This window comes from Enterobacter sp. MGH 16 (genome assembly GCF_000493175.1).
Lineage (GTDB): Bacteria > Pseudomonadota > Gammaproteobacteria > Enterobacterales > Enterobacteriaceae > Enterobacter > Enterobacter roggenkampii.
On record NZ_KI535695.1, the window covers coordinates 4,242,734 to 4,259,524 of the forward strand.

Sequence of the window (16,791 nt, forward strand, 5' to 3'; positions counted from 1 at the left end):
ATGTAAACAAATTGCGCATAGACGATAACGTTTGCGCATCCTCTGTTTATTTCTTCAGCGTCATAAGGGAATTTTAGCGAAAAACGATAAAGTTCAGTTGAAAAGGGCGGGGATTAGGCTAGATAATCGTTTGCCTTAATTTGACCACCCGTTTGTAAGCGCGGAGCTAAACGTTTGCTTTTTCTGTGACGCCCTTTCGTCGCAAACGCAACACAAGGATTTGACGTTTAGCTGGCAGTGGCGTCTCCACCTCGCTTACGGACTTCCTAAAAAACTCTCAGGGGATGTTTTCTATGTCTACGCCATCTGCGCGTACTGGCGGTTCACTTGACGCCATGTTTAAAATTTCGGCCCGCGGCAGCACCGTGCGCCAGGAAATCGTTGCCGGTTTGACAACGTTTCTGGCGATGGTTTATTCCGTCATCGTTGTGCCGGGTATGCTGGGCAAAGCGGGCTTCCCGCCAGCGGCTGTCTTTGTGGCGACCTGCCTTGTGGCCGGCGTGGGCTCTATCGTGATGGGCCTGTGGGCGAACCTGCCGCTGGCGATTGGTTGCGCCATCTCCCTGACCGCGTTTACCGCGTTCAGCCTGGTGCTGGGCCAGCACATCAGCGTACCGGTTGCGCTTGGCGCCGTGTTCCTGATGGGTGTGCTGTTTACCGTTATTTCAGCGACCGGCATCCGTAGCTGGATCTTGCGCAACCTGCCGCAGGGCGTGGCGCACGGTACCGGCATCGGCATCGGCCTGTTCCTGCTGCTGATCGCCGCCAATGGCGTCGGTCTGGTTATCAAGAACCCGCTGGACGGCCTGCCGGTTGCGCTGGGCCACTTCGCCAGCTTCCCGGTGATCATGTCGCTGATCGGCCTGGCGGTGATTATCGGTCTGGAAAAACTGAAAGTCCCGGGCGGCATTCTGCTGACTATTATCGGCGTGTCCATTGTGGGCCTGATTTTCGATCCGAACGTCCACTTCTCCGGCATTTTCGCCATGCCGTCGCTGAGCGATGACAAAGGCAACTCTCTGATTGGCAGCCTGGATATCGTTGGCGCGCTCAACCCGGTGATCCTGCCAAGCGTGCTGGCGCTGGTGATGACCGCCGTGTTTGACGCGACCGGTACCATTCGTGCGGTGGCCGGTCAGGCGAACCTGCTGGATAAAGACGGTCAGATTATTGACGGCGGCAAAGCGCTGACTACGGACTCCCTGAGCAGCGTCTTCTCGGGCCTGGTGGGCGCAGCGCCTGCGGCGGTGTACATCGAGTCCGCAGCGGGTACGGCGGCGGGCGGTAAAACCGGCCTGACGGCGATCACCGTGGGCGTGCTGTTCATGCTGATCCTGTTCCTCTCCCCGCTCTCCTATCTGGTTCCGGCGTACGCGACCGCGCCAGCGCTGATGTACGTTGGCCTGCTGATGCTGAGCAACGTGGCGAAAATCGACTTTGCGGATTTCGTTGACGCGATGTCTGGCCTGATTACCGCGGTCTTCATCGTACTGACCTGTAACATCGTGACCGGCATTATGATCGGCTTCGCGTCGCTGGTGATTGGTCGTCTGGTCTCCGGTGAATGGCGCAAGCTGAACGTTGGCACCGTTGTGATTGCCGTTGCGCTGGTGGCGTTTTACGCGGGCGGCTGGGCAATCTGAGTTGTCCTTTGATGCGAAAACGGGTGGCTCAGGCCGCCCGTTTTTATTTTCAGGACTCATCCTGTTGCCTTTTGCGTTACTCTGGGGAAGATAGAATAAAAGGCACGACGCCTTCCGGAGTACATAAGCAACACAGCAAACAGGGAACGCATGGAAATCTTCTTCACAATACTCATCATGACCCTTGTGGTCTCGCTATCCGGGGTGGTTACACGCGTACTGCCCTTTCAGGTCCCCCTGCCATTAATGCAAATTGCCATCGGCGCGCTGCTGGCGTGGCCGACGTTTGGCCTGCACGTGGAATTTGACCCCGAACTGTTCCTCGTGCTGTTCATCCCGCCACTGCTGTTTGCCGATGGCTGGAAAACGCCCACGCGCGAGTTCCTTGAGCACGGGCGAGAGATCTTCGGCCTGGCGCTTGCGCTGGTGGTGGTTACCGTCGTCGGGATTGGTTTCCTGATCTACTGGACGGTACCGGGTATCCCGTTAATTCCTGCCTTTGCGCTGGCCGCCGTGCTGTCGCCAACCGATGCCGTGGCGCTGTCCGGCATTGTGGGAGAAGGCCGCATTCCGAAGAAAATCATGGGGATTTTACAGGGTGAGGCGCTGATGAATGACGCCTCCGGCCTGGTTGCCCTGAAGTTTGCCGTGGCCGTTGCGATGGGCACGATGGTCTTTACCGTCGGCGGCGCGACGCTGGAGTTCTTTAAGGTAGCCATCGGCGGTATTCTCGCGGGCTTCGTGGTGAGCTGGCTGTACGGCCGCTCATTGCGCTTCCTCAGCCGCTGGGGCGGCGATGAACCCGCGACGCAGATCGTGCTGCTGTTCCTGCTGCCGTTCGCCTCTTATCTGATTGCCGAACATATCGGCGTGTCGGGCATTCTGGCCGCGGTCGCGGCAGGGATGACCATCACCCGCTCCGGCGTGATGCGCCGCGCGCCGCTGGCGATGCGCCTGCGTGCCAACAGCACCTGGGCGATGCTGGAGTTTGTCTTTAACGGCATGGTGTTCCTGCTGTTGGGCCTGCAGCTGCCGGGCATTATGGAATCCTCGCTGGTGGCGGCGGAGGCCGATCCGAACGTTGAAGTCTGGATGCTCTTTACCGACATCGTGCTGATCTACCTGGCGCTGATGCTGGTGCGCTTCGGCTGGCTGTGGACGATGAAAAACTTCAGCGTCCGCTTCCTGAAGAAAAAACCGATGGAGTTCGGCTCGTGGACAACGCGTGAACTGCTGATCGCCTCTTTTGCGGGCGTACGCGGGGCGATAACCCTCGCCGGTGTGCTCTCCATTCCGCTGCTGCTGCCGACGGGCGATGTCTTCCCGGCGCGTTACGAACTGGTGTTCCTGGCGGCGGGGGTGATTTTGTTCTCCCTGTTCGTCGGCGTGATTATGCTGCCGATTTTGCTCCAGCATATTGATGTTGGCGATTCGACCCAGCAGCACAAGGAAGAGCGTATTGCGCGTGCGGCCACCGCCGAAGTGGCGATTGTCGCCATCCAGAAAATGGAAGAGCGCCTGGCCGCGGATGCGGAAGAGAACATCGACAATCAGCTGCTGACGGAGGTGAGTTCCCGCGTAATTGGTAACCTGCGTCGCCGCGCGGACGGGCGTAACGATGTAGAAAGCTCGCTGCAGGAGGAGAACCTGGAACGCCGGTTCCGTCTGGCCGCGCTGCGCTCAGAGCGTGCCGAACTGTATCACCTGCGCGCCACGCGCCAGATCAGCAACGAGACGCTGCAAAAGCTACTGCACGATCTGGACCTGCTGGAAGCGCTGTTGATAGAGAATCAGTAGCGCGCTTTTGCCCGGTGGCGCTGCGCTTACCGGGCCTACATTTGAACCGTAGGCCGGGTAAGGCGAAGCCGCCACCCGGCACTATTCAGACCGCACCCAAAACCCCTCACAACACTGCAGCCACGCCTGCGCGCTCTGCGACAAATAGACCCCTTCACGCCAGATCATCCCTAACTGCCAGTGCAGATCGCTCTCCAGCGGGATCCAGCGCAGCGTGTTTTTATCCAGACGCTCGCAAATCGGCTGCGGCAGAATGGCAATCCCCACGCCCGCCTGCACCATCGCGGCCAGGAAATCCCACTGACCGCTGCGCACCGCGATGCGTGGCTTGACGTTATGTTGGTTAAACAGCGTCATCAGCTGGCGGCTTAAGGCGAAGTCTTCGTTGTAGATCAGCAGAGGGTGTTCGCCGAGCAGCTCAGGCTTCACCGCGTCCCTTTTCAGCCAGTCGCCGGAGCGGGGAACCAGCACGCACAGCGGGTGGCTAAAGAGCGGAAGCGTCGCCAGGCCGCTCTCTTCCTCAACGGGGAGGGCGGTCATGGCCACGTCGAGCTCGCCGTTAGTGACCGCCTGCTGGACGGTTAAGCCACCAAACTCCGAAATCTTCAGCTCTACGCCAGGATAGCGCTGGCGAAACAGGCTAATCGGCCCGGCCATCATCATCCCCACCATCGGTGGAATGCCGAGGCGAAGCACCCCTTTGGTCAGATGATTAATATCGTCCAGCTCTGCTTCCAGCTGGCGGAACTCCGCCAGAATCGCCAGCCCGCGTTCGAACACCACGCGTCCGGTGTCGGTCAGCAGCAGCTTGCGCCCGTCGCGGATCAGCAGGGTACAGTTCAGTTCATCTTCGAGGTTTTTCAGCATCTTGCTGATGGTGGGCTGGGTAACAAACAACTTCTCCGCTGCGCGGGTAAAACTTTGCTGGCGAACCACTTCGACAAAATAGCGCAGCGTTCTTATGTCCATGATTATTCCTCGAAACTATACCTGTGATGATTTTAATTCATTTCAGTCCATACCGTGCGCTCACTATACTGGCGCCTCGTCTCATTTTTGAGGAAAACCCCCATGGCCGTGGCGTTAAGCCGTGTTACGCCTGCCGTTGTACAACGACTCCAGGTCCCGGTTCAGGTACTGCTCTACGCGGGACTGTTTGTTTTCGCCGAATATCTTGTCGGCTGGCTCCACCTGCCGCTGCCTGCCAACCTGGTGGGGATGCTGCTGATGTTGACGCTTATTCTCTGTCGCGTGATCCCCCTTAACTGGGTACGCGCCGGGGCGCGCTGGCTGCTGGCGGAGATGCTGCTGTTCTTTGTGCCTGCCGTGGTGGCGGTGGTGAACTATGCGCAGCTGTTGATGGTGGACGGCTGGCGCATCTTCGCGGTGATCGCGCTGAGTACGCTGATGGTGCTGGGAGCGACCGCCTGGGTGGTGGATAAAGTGTATCGCTTTGAAATCAGCAGGCACAAACATGACTAACTTTCAGATCAGCGTCTTGTGCCTGATCGCGACGCTGGCGATCTACTTTGCCAACAAGCGGCTGTATCGCCGGTTTCATGCGCTGCCGCTGATGCCGCTGGTCTTCACGCCGATCATGCTGGTGCTGATGCTGGTCTTCGGCCATATCTCCTGGCAGAACTACATTGGTGAATCCCACTGGCTGCTGTGGCTGCTCGGCCCGGCGACCATCGCCTTTGCCGTGCCCGTTTACGACAACCTGGCGATTATCAGGCGCCACTGGATGTCGCTCAGCGCAGGCGTGATCACCGCTACGGTGGTCGCGGTCTGTAGCTCCGTCTGGCTGGCGAGACTGTTTACGCTGCCCGATGAAATTCAGCGCAGCCTGGCCGTGCGCTCGGTGACCACGCCGTTTGCGCTCGCGGCGGCGAAACCCCTCGGCGGGCAGCCGGACCTGGTGGCGCTGTTTGTGGTGGTGACGGGCGTCTTTGGGATGGCGGTGGGCGATATGCTCTTTCTGCGGCTTTCTATTCGGGAAGGGATGGCCAAAGGCGCGGGGTTTGGCGCGGCGTCGCACGGCGCGGGCACGGCACGCTCCTATGAGCTGGGCCAGCAGGAGGGCGTTGTCGCGAGCCTGGTGATGATGCTGTCGGGCGTGGTAATGGTGCTGATTGCGCCGCTGGTGACGTGGGTGATGTTTTAAGCTCCCCGGCCAGAATGGCCGGGGAGAAAGGTTTAGTGCGCGCGGCCCTGCTCAACGCCAAGACCGGTTTGTGAACGAATAAACTGGGCGCGGAATTTCTCGCGCTCCAGGTTACCTTCCGGCGAATTGTCGGTAGCCGAGAAGACCCAGATACCGATAAACGCCACGGCAATGGAGAACAGCGCCGGATATTCATACGGGAAGATGGCGCTGGCGTGACCGAGGATCTGCACCCAGATCGTCGGGCCCAGAATCATCAGGATCACCGCCGTCAGCAGCCCCAGCCAGCCGCCAATCATCGCGCCACGGGTGGTCAGCTTCGACCAGTACATGGAGAGCAGGATGATCGGGAAGTTACAGCTTGCCGCGATGGAGAAGGCCAGCCCCACCATAAAGGCGATGTTTTGCTTCTCAAACAGAATGCCCAGCAGGATCGCCACGACGCCCAGCACCAGCACGGTGATTTTAGAAACCTTCAGCTCATCGCGCTCGCTCGCGCCTTTGCGGAAGACGTTGGCGTAGAGGTCATGCGAAACCGCCGACGCGCCGGCCAGCGTTAAACCCGCAACCACCGCAAGAATGGTGGCGAAGGCCACGGCGGAGATAAAGCCGAGGAACAGGTTGCCGCCCACCGCGTCGGCCAGATGCACCGCCGCCATGTTATTGCCGCCAATCAGCGCGCCTGCCGCATCTTTAAACGCCGGGTTCGCCCCCACCAGCATGATCGCGCCAAAGCCGATAATAAAGGTCAGGATATAGAAGTAACCCATGAAGCCGGTCGCGTAGAAGACGCTCTTGCGCGCTTCACGCGCGTCGCTCACGGTGAAGAAGCGCATCAGGATATGCGGTAAGCCTGCGGTACCAAACATCAGGCCCAGACCGAGCGACAGGGCCGATATCGGGTCTTTCACCAGCCCGCCCGGGCTCATGATGGCTTCCCCTTTCGGGTGGACCGCCATGGCTTCAGTGAACAGGTTATTGAAGCTGAACCCGACGTGCTTCATCACCATAAAGGCCATAAAGCTGGCGCCGAATAGCAGCAGCACGGCTTTGATGATCTGCACCCAGGTCGTCGCCAGCATGCCGCCGAACAGCACGTACATCACCATCAGCACGCCCACCAGCACCACCGCGATGTGGTAGTTCAGGCCGAACAGCAGTTGGATCAGTTTACCCGCGCCCACCATCTGCGCAATCAGGTACAGCGCCACCACCACCAGCGAACCGCAGGCGGAGAGGGTGCGAATCGGTCCCTGCTTCAGGCGATAGGAGGCCACGTCGGCGAAGGTATAGCGGCCCAGATTGCGCAGGCGCTCGGCAATCAGGAACAGAATGATCGGCCAGCCGACGAGGAAGCCGAGGGAGTAAATCAGGCCGTCATAGCCGGAGGTGTAGACCAGCGCGGAGATCCCGAGGAACGAGGCGGCGGACATAAAGTCACCCGCAATCGCCAGCCCGTTCTGGAAGCCGGTAATGTTGCCGCCTGCGGTGTAGTAATCGTTACGGGAGCGCACGCGTTTCGACGCCCAGTAAGTGATATACAGCGTCAGCACCACGAAAATCAGGAACATCACAATCGCCTGCCAGTTGGTTGGCTGGCGCTGTACCTCGCCGGTAATCGCATCTGCCGCGTGGGCGGCAAAGGGAAGCGTGGCGGCGAGCGCCGTCAGAATTCTCTTCATGATGCTTTTACCTCTTGCAGTACCGCTTTATTAAGGCGATCGAATTCACCGTTCGCGCGCCAGACGTAAACGCCGGTCAGCACAAATGAAATCACGATGACGCCAATGCCAATGGGAATACCGCGCGTCACGCTGGTGCCCTCGTGCAGCGGGGTGCCCAGCCAGTGCGGCGCAAAGGCGATCAGCAGAATAAAGCCAACATAGATAATCAGCATGATGATGGAAAGGGTGAAGGCAAACCGTTGCCGCTTATCGACGAGCTCCCTGTAGTGCGCACTATTCTCTATCTGCTGACAAATATGGTCATTCATCACAGAGTCTCCAAAGGTAAGGTTGGTTTGTTTTTATCCCCTCTCCCCTATGGGGAGAGGGTGAGGGGAGAGGGAGAAAACACTAGGAAGGCATTGCGATGGCCTGCTTCTCTTCGAGCAGTTTTTCCACCACGCCAGGATCTGCGAGCGTTGAGGTATCACCGAGGTTGCTGGTGTCCCCTGCCGCGATTTTGCGCAAGATACGGCGCATGATTTTGCCGGAGCGGGTTTTCGGCAGCGAGTCGGTCCAGTGCAGCACGTCCGGCGTCGCCAGCGGGCCAATCTCTTTACGCACCCAGTTGCGCACCTCAGCATAGAGCTCTGGCGACGGCTCTTCCCCGTGGTTCAGGGTGACGTAAGCGTAAATTGCCTGGCCCTTGATGTTGTGCGGAATGCCGACAACGGCGGCTTCGGCAATCTTCGGATGCGACACCAGCGCCGATTCAATCTCCGCGGTGCCCAGACGGTGGCCGGAGACGTTCAGCACGTCGTCCACGCGTCCGGTGATCCAGTAATAGCCATCTTCATCACGACGCGCGCCGTCGCCGCTGAAGTACATGTTTTTAAAGGTCGAGAAGTAGGTCTGCTCGAAGCGATCGTGATCGCCGAACAGGGTACGCGCCTGACCCGGCCACGAGTCCGTGATCACCAGGTTGCCTTCGGTGGCCCCTTCCAGTGGGTTGCCTTCGTTATCCACCAGCGCAGGCTGTACGCCGAAGAACGGACGCGTTGCCGAGCCCGCTTTCAGCTGCGTGGCGCCCGGCATCGGGGTGATCATAAAGCCGCCGGTTTCGGTCTGCCACCAGGTGTCCATGACCGGGCATTTCTCGTTGCCGATTTTCTTCCAGTACCACTCCCAGGCTTCCGGGTTAATGGGCTCACCCACGGAACCGAGGATGCGCAATGAAGAGCGGTCGGTGCCTTCGATGGCTTTGTCGCCTTCCGCCATTAATGCGCGGATGGCCGTTGGTGCGGTGTAGAGAATGTTGACCTGGTGTTTGTCGACCACCTGGCACATACGCGCCGGGGTCGGCCAGTTTGGCACGCCTTCAAACATCAGCGTGGTGGCGCCACAGGCCAGCGGACCGTACAGCAGGTAGCTGTGCCCGGTGACCCAGCCCACGTCGGCGGTACACCAGTAGATGTCGCCCGGGTGGTAGTCGAAGACGTATTTGAAGGTAGTGGCCGCGTAGACCAGATAACCGCCGGTGGTGTGCAGCACGCCTTTCGGTTTGCCGGTTGAGCCAGAGGTATAAAGAATGAAGAGCGGATCTTCCGCGTTCATCTCTTCCGGCTGATGCTGGTCGCTCGCCTTTTCAATCAGGTCGCGCCACCACAGGTCGCGCCCCTCGTGCCAGTCGATTTTGCCGCCGGTACGCTTAAGGACGATGACGTTGCTGACCGTGTTGACGTTCGGGTTTTTCAGCGCTTCGTCGACGTTTTTCTTCAGGGGGATACTGCGTCCTGCGCGCACGCCTTCATCGGCGGTGATCACCAGTTTTGAGCTTGAATCGACAATACGACCCGCAACCGCCTCTGGCGAGAACCCACCGAAAATAACGGAATGAATCGCGCCGATACGCGCACAGGCCAGCATGGCCACCGCCGCTTCCGGCACCATCGGCATATAGATAGCGACCACGTCGCCTTTTTTAATGCCTTTGTCCAGCAGGACGTTGGCAAAGCGGCACACGTCTCGGTGCAGTTCTTTATAGGTAATGTGTTTGCTCTGCGAGGCATCATCGCCTTCCCAGATAATCGCCGTCTCGTTCCCGCGCGCGGCAAGGTGACGGTCCAGACAGTTTGCCGCCAGGTTCAGCGTGCCATCTTCATACCATTTAATGGAGACGTTACCGGGCGCAAAGGAGGTGTTCTTTACCTTCTGATAAGGTTTGATCCAGTCAAGGATATGGCCCTGCTCACCCCAGAAGGTGTCCGGGGCGGTAATAGATTGCTGATATTTCTCGTGGTACTGCTCCGGGTTGATCAGGCAACGGTCCGCAATGTTTGCGGGAATGTCATGTTTGTGTATTTGGCTCATGGCTTTTTTTCTCCTTGTAAGATGTTAATAATATGTCGCAAAAACGTTAATAGTAGGGGCTTTACAAGCTTTGTTTATTATTTGGGCGACAGATCACGCATTGTTTGAACAGGTTGAAAAATGAGCGAATGAAACTTTGAAGGAAAATAATTTATGCTGACGATTATTCACATTTATGTTTAAAAAAGGTTTTTTATAACAAAAGGTTATTTATTAGAATCAGGAGAAACTCCCGTCACAGACGCTTTTACGAGTGAAATGCGTCGTTCTTTAAGGCTTGCGCAACAGGCCGCGCAAATGATACTCATACGCCGCGTTAAAAAATCCCATAAATCGACGCAACACAATTCATACCCTTTCAGTATGTCCCCATATTCATGCAGTTTAAGTGAATAAGGCGCTTCATTGAGGAAGTCAGTTTCTATGAAAAACGTTAAAGTCAGCCTGGCCTGGCAGATCTTAATCGCCCTTGTGCTGGGCATCCTGCTGGGCAGTTACCTCCACTATCACAGCGACAGCCGCGACTGGCTGATTGCGAACCTGCTTTCACCGGCAGGGGATATCTTTATTCACCTGATCAAGATGATCGTAGTACCGATTGTGATCTCGACGCTGGTGGTGGGTATTGCAGGCGTCGGCGATGCGAAGCAGTTAGGCCGTATTGGTGCGAAAACCATTATCTATTTCGAAGTGATCACTACGGTTGCGATCATTCTCGGTATCACCCTGGCGAACGTTTTCCAGCCGGGTTCCGGGATTGATATGTCGCAGCTGGCGACGGTGGATATTTCGAAATACCAAAGTACGACCGCTGACGTGCAAAGCCATGCACACGGCCTGATGGGCACGATCCTTTCTCTGGTACCGACCAACATCGTGGCGTCGATGGCGAAGGGCGAGATGCTGCCTATTATCTTCTTCTCGGTCCTGTTTGGTCTGGGGCTCTCTTCACTGCCCGCGACGCACCGCGAACCGCTGGTGACCGTGTTTCGCTCGATCTCCGAAACCATGTTTAAAGTGACCCACATGGTGATGCGTTACGCGCCGGTAGGGGTGTTTGCGCTTATCGCCGTCACCGTGGCGAACTTCGGTTTTGCCTCCCTCTGGCCGCTGGCGAAGCTGGTACTCCTGGTGCACTTTGCCATCCTGTTCTTTGCGCTGGTGGTGCTGGGAATTGTGGCGCGTCTGTGTGGGCTGAGCATCTGGATCCTGATTCGTATCCTGAAAGATGAGCTGATTCTGGCCTACTCCACGGCAAGCTCTGAGAGCGTGCTGCCGCGTATTATTGAGAAGATGGAAGCCTACGGCGCGCCAGCGTCGATCACCAGCTTCGTGGTGCCGACGGGTTACTCCTTTAACCTGGATGGTTCCACGCTGTACCAGAGTATCGCCGCTATCTTTATTGCGCAGCTGTATGGCATTGACCTGTCGCTGTGGCAGGAGATCGTCCTGGTGCTGACCCTGATGGTGACGTCTAAAGGTATCGCAGGCGTACCGGGCGTTTCGTTCGTGGTACTGCTGGCGACGCTGGGCAGCGTAGGCATTCCGCTGGAAGGCCTGGCCTTTATCGCGGGTGTGGACCGTATCCTCGACATGGCGCGTACGGCGCTGAACGTGGTGGGGAATGCACTGGCGGTGCTGGTTATCGCCAAGTGGGAACACAAATTCGACCGTAAAAAGGCGCTGGCGTATGAACGCGAGGTGCTGGGTCGTTTTGATAAGACGGCTGACCAGTGATGTAAAAAGCCGGGTGGCGGCTTCGCCTTACCCGGCCTACACAAGCCGTAGGCCCGGTAAGCGCAGCGCCACCGGGCAATGGTTTACTCCCCGCTCAACGCATCAAACTCTTCGCACCCCGTATCAAACCCTTCCGTACAGCTCAGGTTTAACCAGTACAGCGCTTTCTGTTTATTGGGCGTGATAAAGCCTTTCTCACCCTGCCTGAACAACATCCCAGCCCAGTACTCGGCGTAGCCGGTGCGCGAAAGGGCTGAACTCCGCTTGAACCACGAGGCGGCCTGCACGTCATCCTGCGCTACCTCGACGCCGTTGGCATAAATCAGCCCCAGCAGCAGCTGTGCATCGACCGCAGAGTCGCTGTCGATATCTTCGGTTGCCGTGTGCAGCAGTCTGATGGCCTGGGGATAGTCAGTTTTCCCCGCCTGAGTATTCACCAGAATGCGCGCCAGCATGATCGCGCCGCGTTTGCTGCCAGCAATGTTTGCCTGTTGGGCCAGGGCTTTGGCCTGTGTGTAATCGCCCTGCGTAAAGAGGATTTGCGAGAGCAACCCCATGGCGTCGACATCGCCGCCTTTCGCGGCTTTCTCGGCCCACAGCGCGGCCTGCTTGCTGTCGCCGGAGCTGAAGTACGTATCGGCAAGATAATACTGGGCACGCGCATCACCGGCTTCCGCCTGTTTCCGATACTGGCTGCCTATCTCATCGGCGCGGGCGAAGGACGTTAAAAACACTAACAACAGAAAAATGGCTTTCATGGATTCTTATCATCTGGGTACACGCCGCGCAGTATAATCGCGGGCGCAAAAGAAAAAAATGGGTGCATTAAGACCTCAGCATCCTACAAGCCGGGCGGAACCGTTGTTCCGCCCGTAGAGGTTAGCCTGGGTTGCAGGCTAATTTAGCCGCCACCTCCTGATGCTCACTCTTTATTGAAAACTCGCAGAGCCTGCCGCGAGTAATAAAGGTAAAGATCACTATCGTCAGGCAAACAATAAAGACGATGCCTAACGCAGTTTTTAATGGCGTCATGCCTTTTACTCCTTGTGTAAAAAAGAATAAGAGGCTACTCTCAACCTGTTGGGTGTTGAGGGGTAGCCTCGGGTGAATGCAAATTTCCCGGGGCTTTCCACTTTCTGTCCCTCAACAATGCTCAAGACAGAAAGTCTTAAGCACCCGCCGAATATCTTATTCCTCTGAATTAAAATGCAAAGATGTAATTCTTTTTCGCGAAAATTACATTATTTCTGCGAGCCGCTTTCCAGAATAATAATTTCTATTTCTTATGAATTAATCGGAAATAAAAAGGGAGTGAATATTTCACTCCCTTTATTCATCGATGAATTAACGGCTTCAACCCATTGCGCTTTCGCGCAGTCGGGCTTTTAGCTTGTTATATTCGTCGATCACATACTGTTCCGCGGCGTGCTGATCCGCAATCGGCTCAACGTTTACGGCGCAGTATTTATACTCCGGCGTTTTGGTTATCGGGCTTAAGTTCTCCGTTACCAGCTCGTTACAGGCACCAATCCACCACTGGTAGGTCATATAGACCGCCCCTTTGTTTGGACGATCGCTGACCTGCGCACGGGTGATGATCCGCCCTTTGCGCGAGTTCACCCACACCAGCGCTTCATCCTCAATACCGAGCCGTTCCGCATCGGCGGTGTTGATCTGCGCGTAGCCCGGTTCATCCGCCAGCGCGGCCAGCGCGGCGCAGTTGCCGGTCATCGAACGACAGGAGTAATGGCCCACTTCGCGTACGGTGGAGAGCACCATCGGATACTCATCGGTGAGTTTATCGATCGGCGCGACCCAGTCGCAGGTGAAGAACTGCGCCAGCCCGTTCGGGGTGTCGAATTTCTCCTTAAAGAGATAGGACGTCCCCTGATCGGCCTCTGACTCATCCCGACACGGCCACTGGATGTATCCCAGCTCGCCCATTTTTTCATAGGTGGCGCCGTAGAAGTCCGGACACAGGCTGCGCAACTCATCCCAGATCTCCTGGGTGTTGTTGTAGTGCATCGGGTAGCCCATGCGGGTGGCGATTTCACTGATGATCTGCCAGTCCGTTTTCAGATCCCACTTCGGCTCGACCGCCTTGAAGAAGCGCTGGAAGCCGCGGTCGGCCGCCGTGTAGACGCCTTCATGCTCGCCCCAGGAGGTCGACGGTAAAATGACATCCGCCGCCGCCGCGGTTTTGGTCATGAAGATATCCTGGACAATCACCAGCTCCAGATCCTCAAACCCTTTACGCACTGCAGAGAGCTCGGCGTCGGTCTGAAGCGGATCTTCACCCATGATATAGGCCGCACGCACTTCGCCATGCGCCGCGCGGTGCGGCAGCTCGCTGATGCGATACCCGGTATGTTCCGGCAGGCTTTCCACGCCCCACGCCTTCGCAAACTTGGCGCGGTTTTCCGGGAACTTCACGTACTGGTAGCCCGGATACGTGTCCGGCAGCGCGCCCATATCGCAGGCGCCCTGCACGTTATTCTGACCGCGCACCGGGTTCACGCCAACGTGGGCTTTACCCAGATTACCGGTCAGCATCGCGAGGCTGGTGAGCGAGCGCACGGTTTCCACGCCCTGGTAGAACTGGGTCACGCCCATGCCCCAGAGAATGGCGGCGGTTTTTGCCCCGGCATACATTCTGGCCGCCTGACGAATCTCCTGTGCGCTAACGCCGGTTATCGCTTCGACGGATTCAGGCGTATAGCCCTCGACTATTTTCTTATACTCTTCAAAGCCTTCTGTACGGGTCGCGACAAACGCCTGATCGTACAGGTTCTCCTCAATAATGACGTGCCCCATTGCGTTCAACAGCGCGATGTTTGAGCCGTTTTTCAATGCAATGTGCATATCCGCAATGCGCGCGGTTTCAATTTTGCGCGGATCGCAGACGATGATTTTCGCCCCATTCTGTTTAGCGCGAATAACGTGGTTCGCGACGATAGGGTGAGAATCCGCCGGGTTATAACCAAAGATGAAGACGAGATCGGTATTATCTATCTCGTTGATGGCATTACTCATTGCGCCGTTACCGACCGACTGGTGCAGACCTGCAACCGATGGGCCGTGTCAGACGCGAGCGCAGCAGTCGACGTTATTGGTACCAATAACGGCGCGCGCGAATTTTTGCATCACATAGTTGGTTTCATTTCCCGTCCCGCGGGAAGAGCCGGTGGTCTGGATGGCATCCGGGCCATACTTGGCCTTAATGGCACTCAGGCGCGTGGCGACATAATCCAGCGCCTCGTTCCAGGTGACGGCTTCCAGCTTGCCGCCGCGCTCGCGGCGGATCATAGGGGTTTTCAGGCGCGGGGTAAGAATTTGGGTATCGTTAATAAAATCCCAGCCGTAGTACCCTTTCAGGCACAGCGTGCCCTGGTTGGTTTTCCCCTGCGCGGCCTCCGCCCGGACGATTTTGCCGTTATCGACCACCAGGTGGATCTTGCAACCTGAGGCACAATAAGGGCAAACCGTGACGACTTTTTTCATCAGTCTGCTCCAGTTAATCGAATCGTTCGCACCCACTATGCAGCTTCTATGCCATGTTTTTTGTATGGGTATCCCCTGACTTTACGGCCCATCCGGGGTGAAAACCCTGACAAAAAGCAGTCAATCGTCAAAATTGACGTGTCGACAGGGCGGCGGATGTGACATGGGTTGAATTTCCGTCACTGAAAAAACCTTTTGACTGGAGCCGACGGCAGAATAGTTCAGACTTAACATAATCCCCTGACGGAAGCATACGATGAAACCGGCGATTCTGGTGGTTGATGACGATACGGCAGTCTGCGAACTGCTTCAGGACGTGCTGAGCGAGCACGTCTTTAGCGTGCTTGTCTGCCATAACGGCCAGGATGCGCTGCGCCAGGTGCAGCAGGAGCCGAATATCGCGCTTGTGCTGCTGGATATGATGCTGCCGGATATCAACGGCCTGCAGGTTCTGCTGCAGCTGCAAAAGCAGCGTCCGGCGCTACCGGTTGTGATGTTAACCGGCCTGGGCAGCGAGTCAGACGTGGTGGTGGGGCTGGAGATGGGGGCCGACGATTATATTGGCAAACCGTTCAACCCGCGCGTGGTGGTTGCCCGGGTGAAAGCGGTGTTGCGCCGAACGGGCGCGCTGGCGGCAGAAGCCCCCGCAGCGCCCGTCGCGGGCATTGCGTTTAATGGATGGACGCTTGATACCACCCGCTGTGAGCTGATTGATCCGCAGCGTAATACCGTGCCCTTAACCCAGGGCGAGTACGGCCTGTTGCTGGCGCTCACGCAAAATGCCCGCCGGGTGCTGAGCCGCGATCGGCTGCTTGAGCTGACCCACAGCGAAAGCGCCGACGTGTTCGACCGCACGATTGACGTGCTGATCATGCGCCTGCGCCGGAAAATAGAGGCTAACCCGCATCAGCCTGCGCTCATCAAAACCATCCGCGGGTTGGGTTACGTGTTTGCCACTGACGTGAGCCGGCCCGAACAGGCGGCATAAGGCTTACGTTATCGCCGGAACAATGATGGCGGCAAAAATCGCAATGATGCACAAATACTTGAGGGCGTAATAGGCCTTACGGTTCCTTTTTTTCAGGCGCTGCCCCCGTTCGCGGCTCGCATGAACGTATTTAAAAATTCGGTTAATGCCGCCGGTACTGTCATTCTCGTCATTCGGTGAGCTGGCCGCAGACATCAGCGTGGTTCCCACCCAATGGTTAACCGCCTGCGCCCAGCGCCATTTCATCGGACGCTCGATATCGCAGAAGAGAATAATGCGCGTTTGATCCGATTTATTTTCTGCCCAGTGGACGTAGGTCTCATCAAAAATAACGGCTTCACCATCCCGCCAGCTGTGGCGCTGCCCGTCGACTTCAATAAAGCAGCGATCGTCATTCGGGGTGAATAAGCCCAGATGGTAACGAACCGAGCCCGCATACGGATCCCGGTGCTTGCCAAGCTTTGCACCCGCCGGCAGCTCGGCAAACATGGCCGCCTTCACCGAAGGGATTTCACTCACCAGCCGGGTCGTCACCGGGCATAAAGACTGCGCGGAGGGATGGGCATCGGCATACCACTTCAGATAAAAACGTTTCCAGCCGCGTTTAAAAAAGGTGTTAAAGCCGGCGTCGTTATTATTTTCCGCTGCCTTAATATGATGCTGCAAACGCAGCGCCTCTTCGCGAATAACCAGCCAGTTTTCCGTCAGCTTATTTAATTCCGGGAAGCGCTCTGTTTCAAAGAAAGGCTGCCTGGCGGGCAGGGAAGAAAACGCCGTCATAAACATATTGATGGGCGCCATAAACGTCGAATGGTCGAAGAGCTGACGGGAAAGCGTCTGTTTTTCTTTGCCGCGGGAATGCGCATAAATAACGCTGATAATGAAAATACCGATGATGATGGCTGCGAACATTTTTCCCTTGTCCTC

At 57.0% G+C, this 16,791-nt stretch carries 14 protein-coding genes; 6 read left to right on the top strand and 8 right to left on the bottom strand.

Features of this window, described 5'->3' with window-relative positions:
- The first annotated feature begins 293 nt into the window (after window positions 1-293).
- The gene (ghxP, locus tag L362_RS03105) at window positions 294-1,643 is read left to right on the top strand and encodes a guanine/hypoxanthine transporter GhxP (RefSeq protein WP_008503390.1); all 1,350 of its coding nucleotides are present in this window, start codon (window positions 294-296) and stop codon (window positions 1,641-1,643) included.
- Between the two features lie 150 nt (window positions 1,644-1,793).
- A complete protein-coding gene (locus L362_RS03100) occupies window positions 1,794-3,440 on the top strand; it encodes a Na+/H+ antiporter (RefSeq protein ID WP_008503391.1) in 1,647 nt (548 codons plus the stop codon).
- 81 nt (window positions 3,441-3,521) lie between these two features.
- Here L362_RS03100 and L362_RS03095 read toward each other — a convergent pair whose 3' ends face one another.
- On the bottom strand, window positions 3,522-4,409 hold the full coding sequence (locus L362_RS03095; RefSeq protein WP_023345272.1) for a LysR family transcriptional regulator: 888 nt from the start codon (window positions 4,407-4,409) through the stop codon (window positions 3,522-3,524).
- Between the two features lie 102 nt (window positions 4,410-4,511).
- Between L362_RS03095 and L362_RS03090 the strand changes: the two genes are divergently transcribed.
- A complete protein-coding gene (locus L362_RS03090; protein ID WP_021242769.1) occupies window positions 4,512-4,922 on the top strand; it encodes a CidA/LrgA family protein in 411 nt (136 codons plus the stop codon).
- Entirely contained in the window at window positions 4,915-5,604 is a 690-nt protein-coding gene (locus L362_RS03085; protein ID WP_023345273.1) for an LrgB family protein, read from the top strand. The genes L362_RS03090 and L362_RS03085 overlap by 8 nt, the downstream gene beginning before the upstream one ends.
- A 32-nt stretch (window positions 5,605-5,636) precedes the next feature.
- Here the strand turns inward: L362_RS03085 and actP are convergent, their stop codons facing one another.
- From actP to acs, 3 genes are all read right to left on the bottom strand, one after another.
- On the bottom strand, window positions 5,637-7,286 hold the full coding sequence (gene actP, locus L362_RS03080) for a cation/acetate symporter ActP (RefSeq protein ID WP_008503395.1): 1,650 nt from the start codon (window positions 7,284-7,286) through the stop codon (window positions 5,637-5,639).
- Window positions 7,283-7,597 (bottom strand): DUF485 domain-containing protein, encoded by a 315-nt coding sequence (locus L362_RS03075; protein ID WP_008503396.1) that lies wholly within the window; start codon window positions 7,595-7,597, stop codon window positions 7,283-7,285. The genes actP and L362_RS03075 overlap by 4 nt, the downstream gene beginning before the upstream one ends.
- Before the next feature lie 82 nt (window positions 7,598-7,679).
- Window positions 7,680-9,638 (bottom strand): acetate--CoA ligase, encoded by a 1,959-nt coding sequence (acs, locus tag L362_RS03070; RefSeq protein ID WP_023345274.1) that lies wholly within the window; start codon window positions 9,636-9,638, stop codon window positions 7,680-7,682.
- A 423-nt stretch (window positions 9,639-10,061) separates the two neighbouring features.
- Here acs and gltP point away from each other — a divergent pair, with 423 nt between their 5' ends.
- Window positions 10,062-11,375 (top strand): glutamate/aspartate:proton symporter GltP, encoded by a 1,314-nt coding sequence (gltP, locus tag L362_RS03065; protein WP_008503398.1) that lies wholly within the window; start codon window positions 10,062-10,064, stop codon window positions 11,373-11,375.
- Between the two features lie 83 nt (window positions 11,376-11,458).
- On the opposite strand, the gene L362_RS03060 is transcribed toward gltP, so the two are convergent.
- The 3 genes from L362_RS03060 to fdhF all read right to left on the bottom strand — a co-directional run bounded on the left by L362_RS03060 (window position 11,459) and on the right by fdhF (window position 14,876).
- Window positions 11,459-12,133 (bottom strand): tetratricopeptide repeat protein, encoded by a 675-nt coding sequence (locus L362_RS03060; protein ID WP_023293510.1) that lies wholly within the window; start codon window positions 12,131-12,133, stop codon window positions 11,459-11,461.
- A gap of 121 nt (window positions 12,134-12,254) precedes the next feature.
- Window positions 12,255-12,407, bottom strand: a complete 153-nt coding sequence (locus L362_RS03055; protein ID WP_008500037.1) for a Hok/Gef family protein — start codon at window positions 12,405-12,407, stop codon at window positions 12,255-12,257.
- A gap of 321 nt (window positions 12,408-12,728) precedes the next feature.
- Window positions 12,729-14,876, bottom strand: coding sequence for a formate dehydrogenase subunit alpha (gene fdhF / locus L362_RS03050; RefSeq protein ID WP_084832132.1), 2,148 nt, complete (start codon window positions 14,874-14,876; stop codon window positions 12,729-12,731).
- Window positions 14,877-15,132: 256 nt separating this feature from the next.
- Here fdhF and L362_RS03040 point away from each other — a divergent pair, with 256 nt between their 5' ends.
- The gene (locus L362_RS03040; protein WP_021242940.1) at window positions 15,133-15,864 is read left to right on the top strand and encodes a response regulator; all 732 of its coding nucleotides are present in this window, start codon (window positions 15,133-15,135) and stop codon (window positions 15,862-15,864) included.
- Between the two features lie 3 nt (window positions 15,865-15,867).
- On the opposite strand, the gene lpxO is transcribed toward L362_RS03040, so the two are convergent.
- Window positions 15,868-16,776: a lipid A hydroxylase LpxO gene (gene lpxO / locus L362_RS03035; RefSeq protein WP_023345276.1), complete on the bottom strand. Its 909-nt coding sequence runs from the start codon at window positions 16,774-16,776 to the stop codon at window positions 15,868-15,870.
- Window positions 16,777-16,791 lie beyond the last annotated feature (15 nt).

Bases quoted from the DNA above. Each gene is read 5' to 3' on its own strand.
- ghxP (WP_008503390.1), top strand. From the start codon at position 294: ATGTCTACGCCATCTGCGCGTACTGGCGGTTCACTTGACGCCATGTTT.
- L362_RS03100 (WP_008503391.1), top strand. From the start codon at position 1,794: ATGGAAATCTTCTTCACAATACTCATCATGACCCTTGTGGTCTCGCTA.
- L362_RS03095 (WP_023345272.1), bottom strand. From the start codon at position 4,409: ATGGACATAAGAACGCTGCGCTATTTTGTCGAAGTGGTTCGCCAGCAA.
- L362_RS03090 (WP_021242769.1), top strand. From the start codon at position 4,512: ATGGCCGTGGCGTTAAGCCGTGTTACGCCTGCCGTTGTACAACGACTC.
- L362_RS03085 (WP_023345273.1), top strand. From the start codon at position 4,915: ATGACTAACTTTCAGATCAGCGTCTTGTGCCTGATCGCGACGCTGGCG.
- actP (WP_008503395.1), bottom strand. From the start codon at position 7,286: ATGAAGAGAATTCTGACGGCGCTCGCCGCCACGCTTCCCTTTGCCGCC.
- L362_RS03075 (WP_008503396.1), bottom strand. From the start codon at position 7,597: ATGAATGACCATATTTGTCAGCAGATAGAGAATAGTGCGCACTACAGG.
- acs (WP_023345274.1), bottom strand. From the start codon at position 9,638: ATGAGCCAAATACACAAACATGACATTCCCGCAAACATTGCGGACCGT.
- gltP (WP_008503398.1), top strand. From the start codon at position 10,062: ATGAAAAACGTTAAAGTCAGCCTGGCCTGGCAGATCTTAATCGCCCTT.
- L362_RS03060 (WP_023293510.1), bottom strand. From the start codon at position 12,133: ATGAAAGCCATTTTTCTGTTGTTAGTGTTTTTAACGTCCTTCGCCCGC.
- L362_RS03055 (WP_008500037.1), bottom strand. From the start codon at position 12,407: ATGACGCCATTAAAAACTGCGTTAGGCATCGTCTTTATTGTTTGCCTG.
- L362_RS03040 (WP_021242940.1), top strand. From the start codon at position 15,133: ATGAAACCGGCGATTCTGGTGGTTGATGACGATACGGCAGTCTGCGAA.
- lpxO (WP_023345276.1), bottom strand. From the start codon at position 16,776: ATGTTCGCAGCCATCATCATCGGTATTTTCATTATCAGCGTTATTTAT.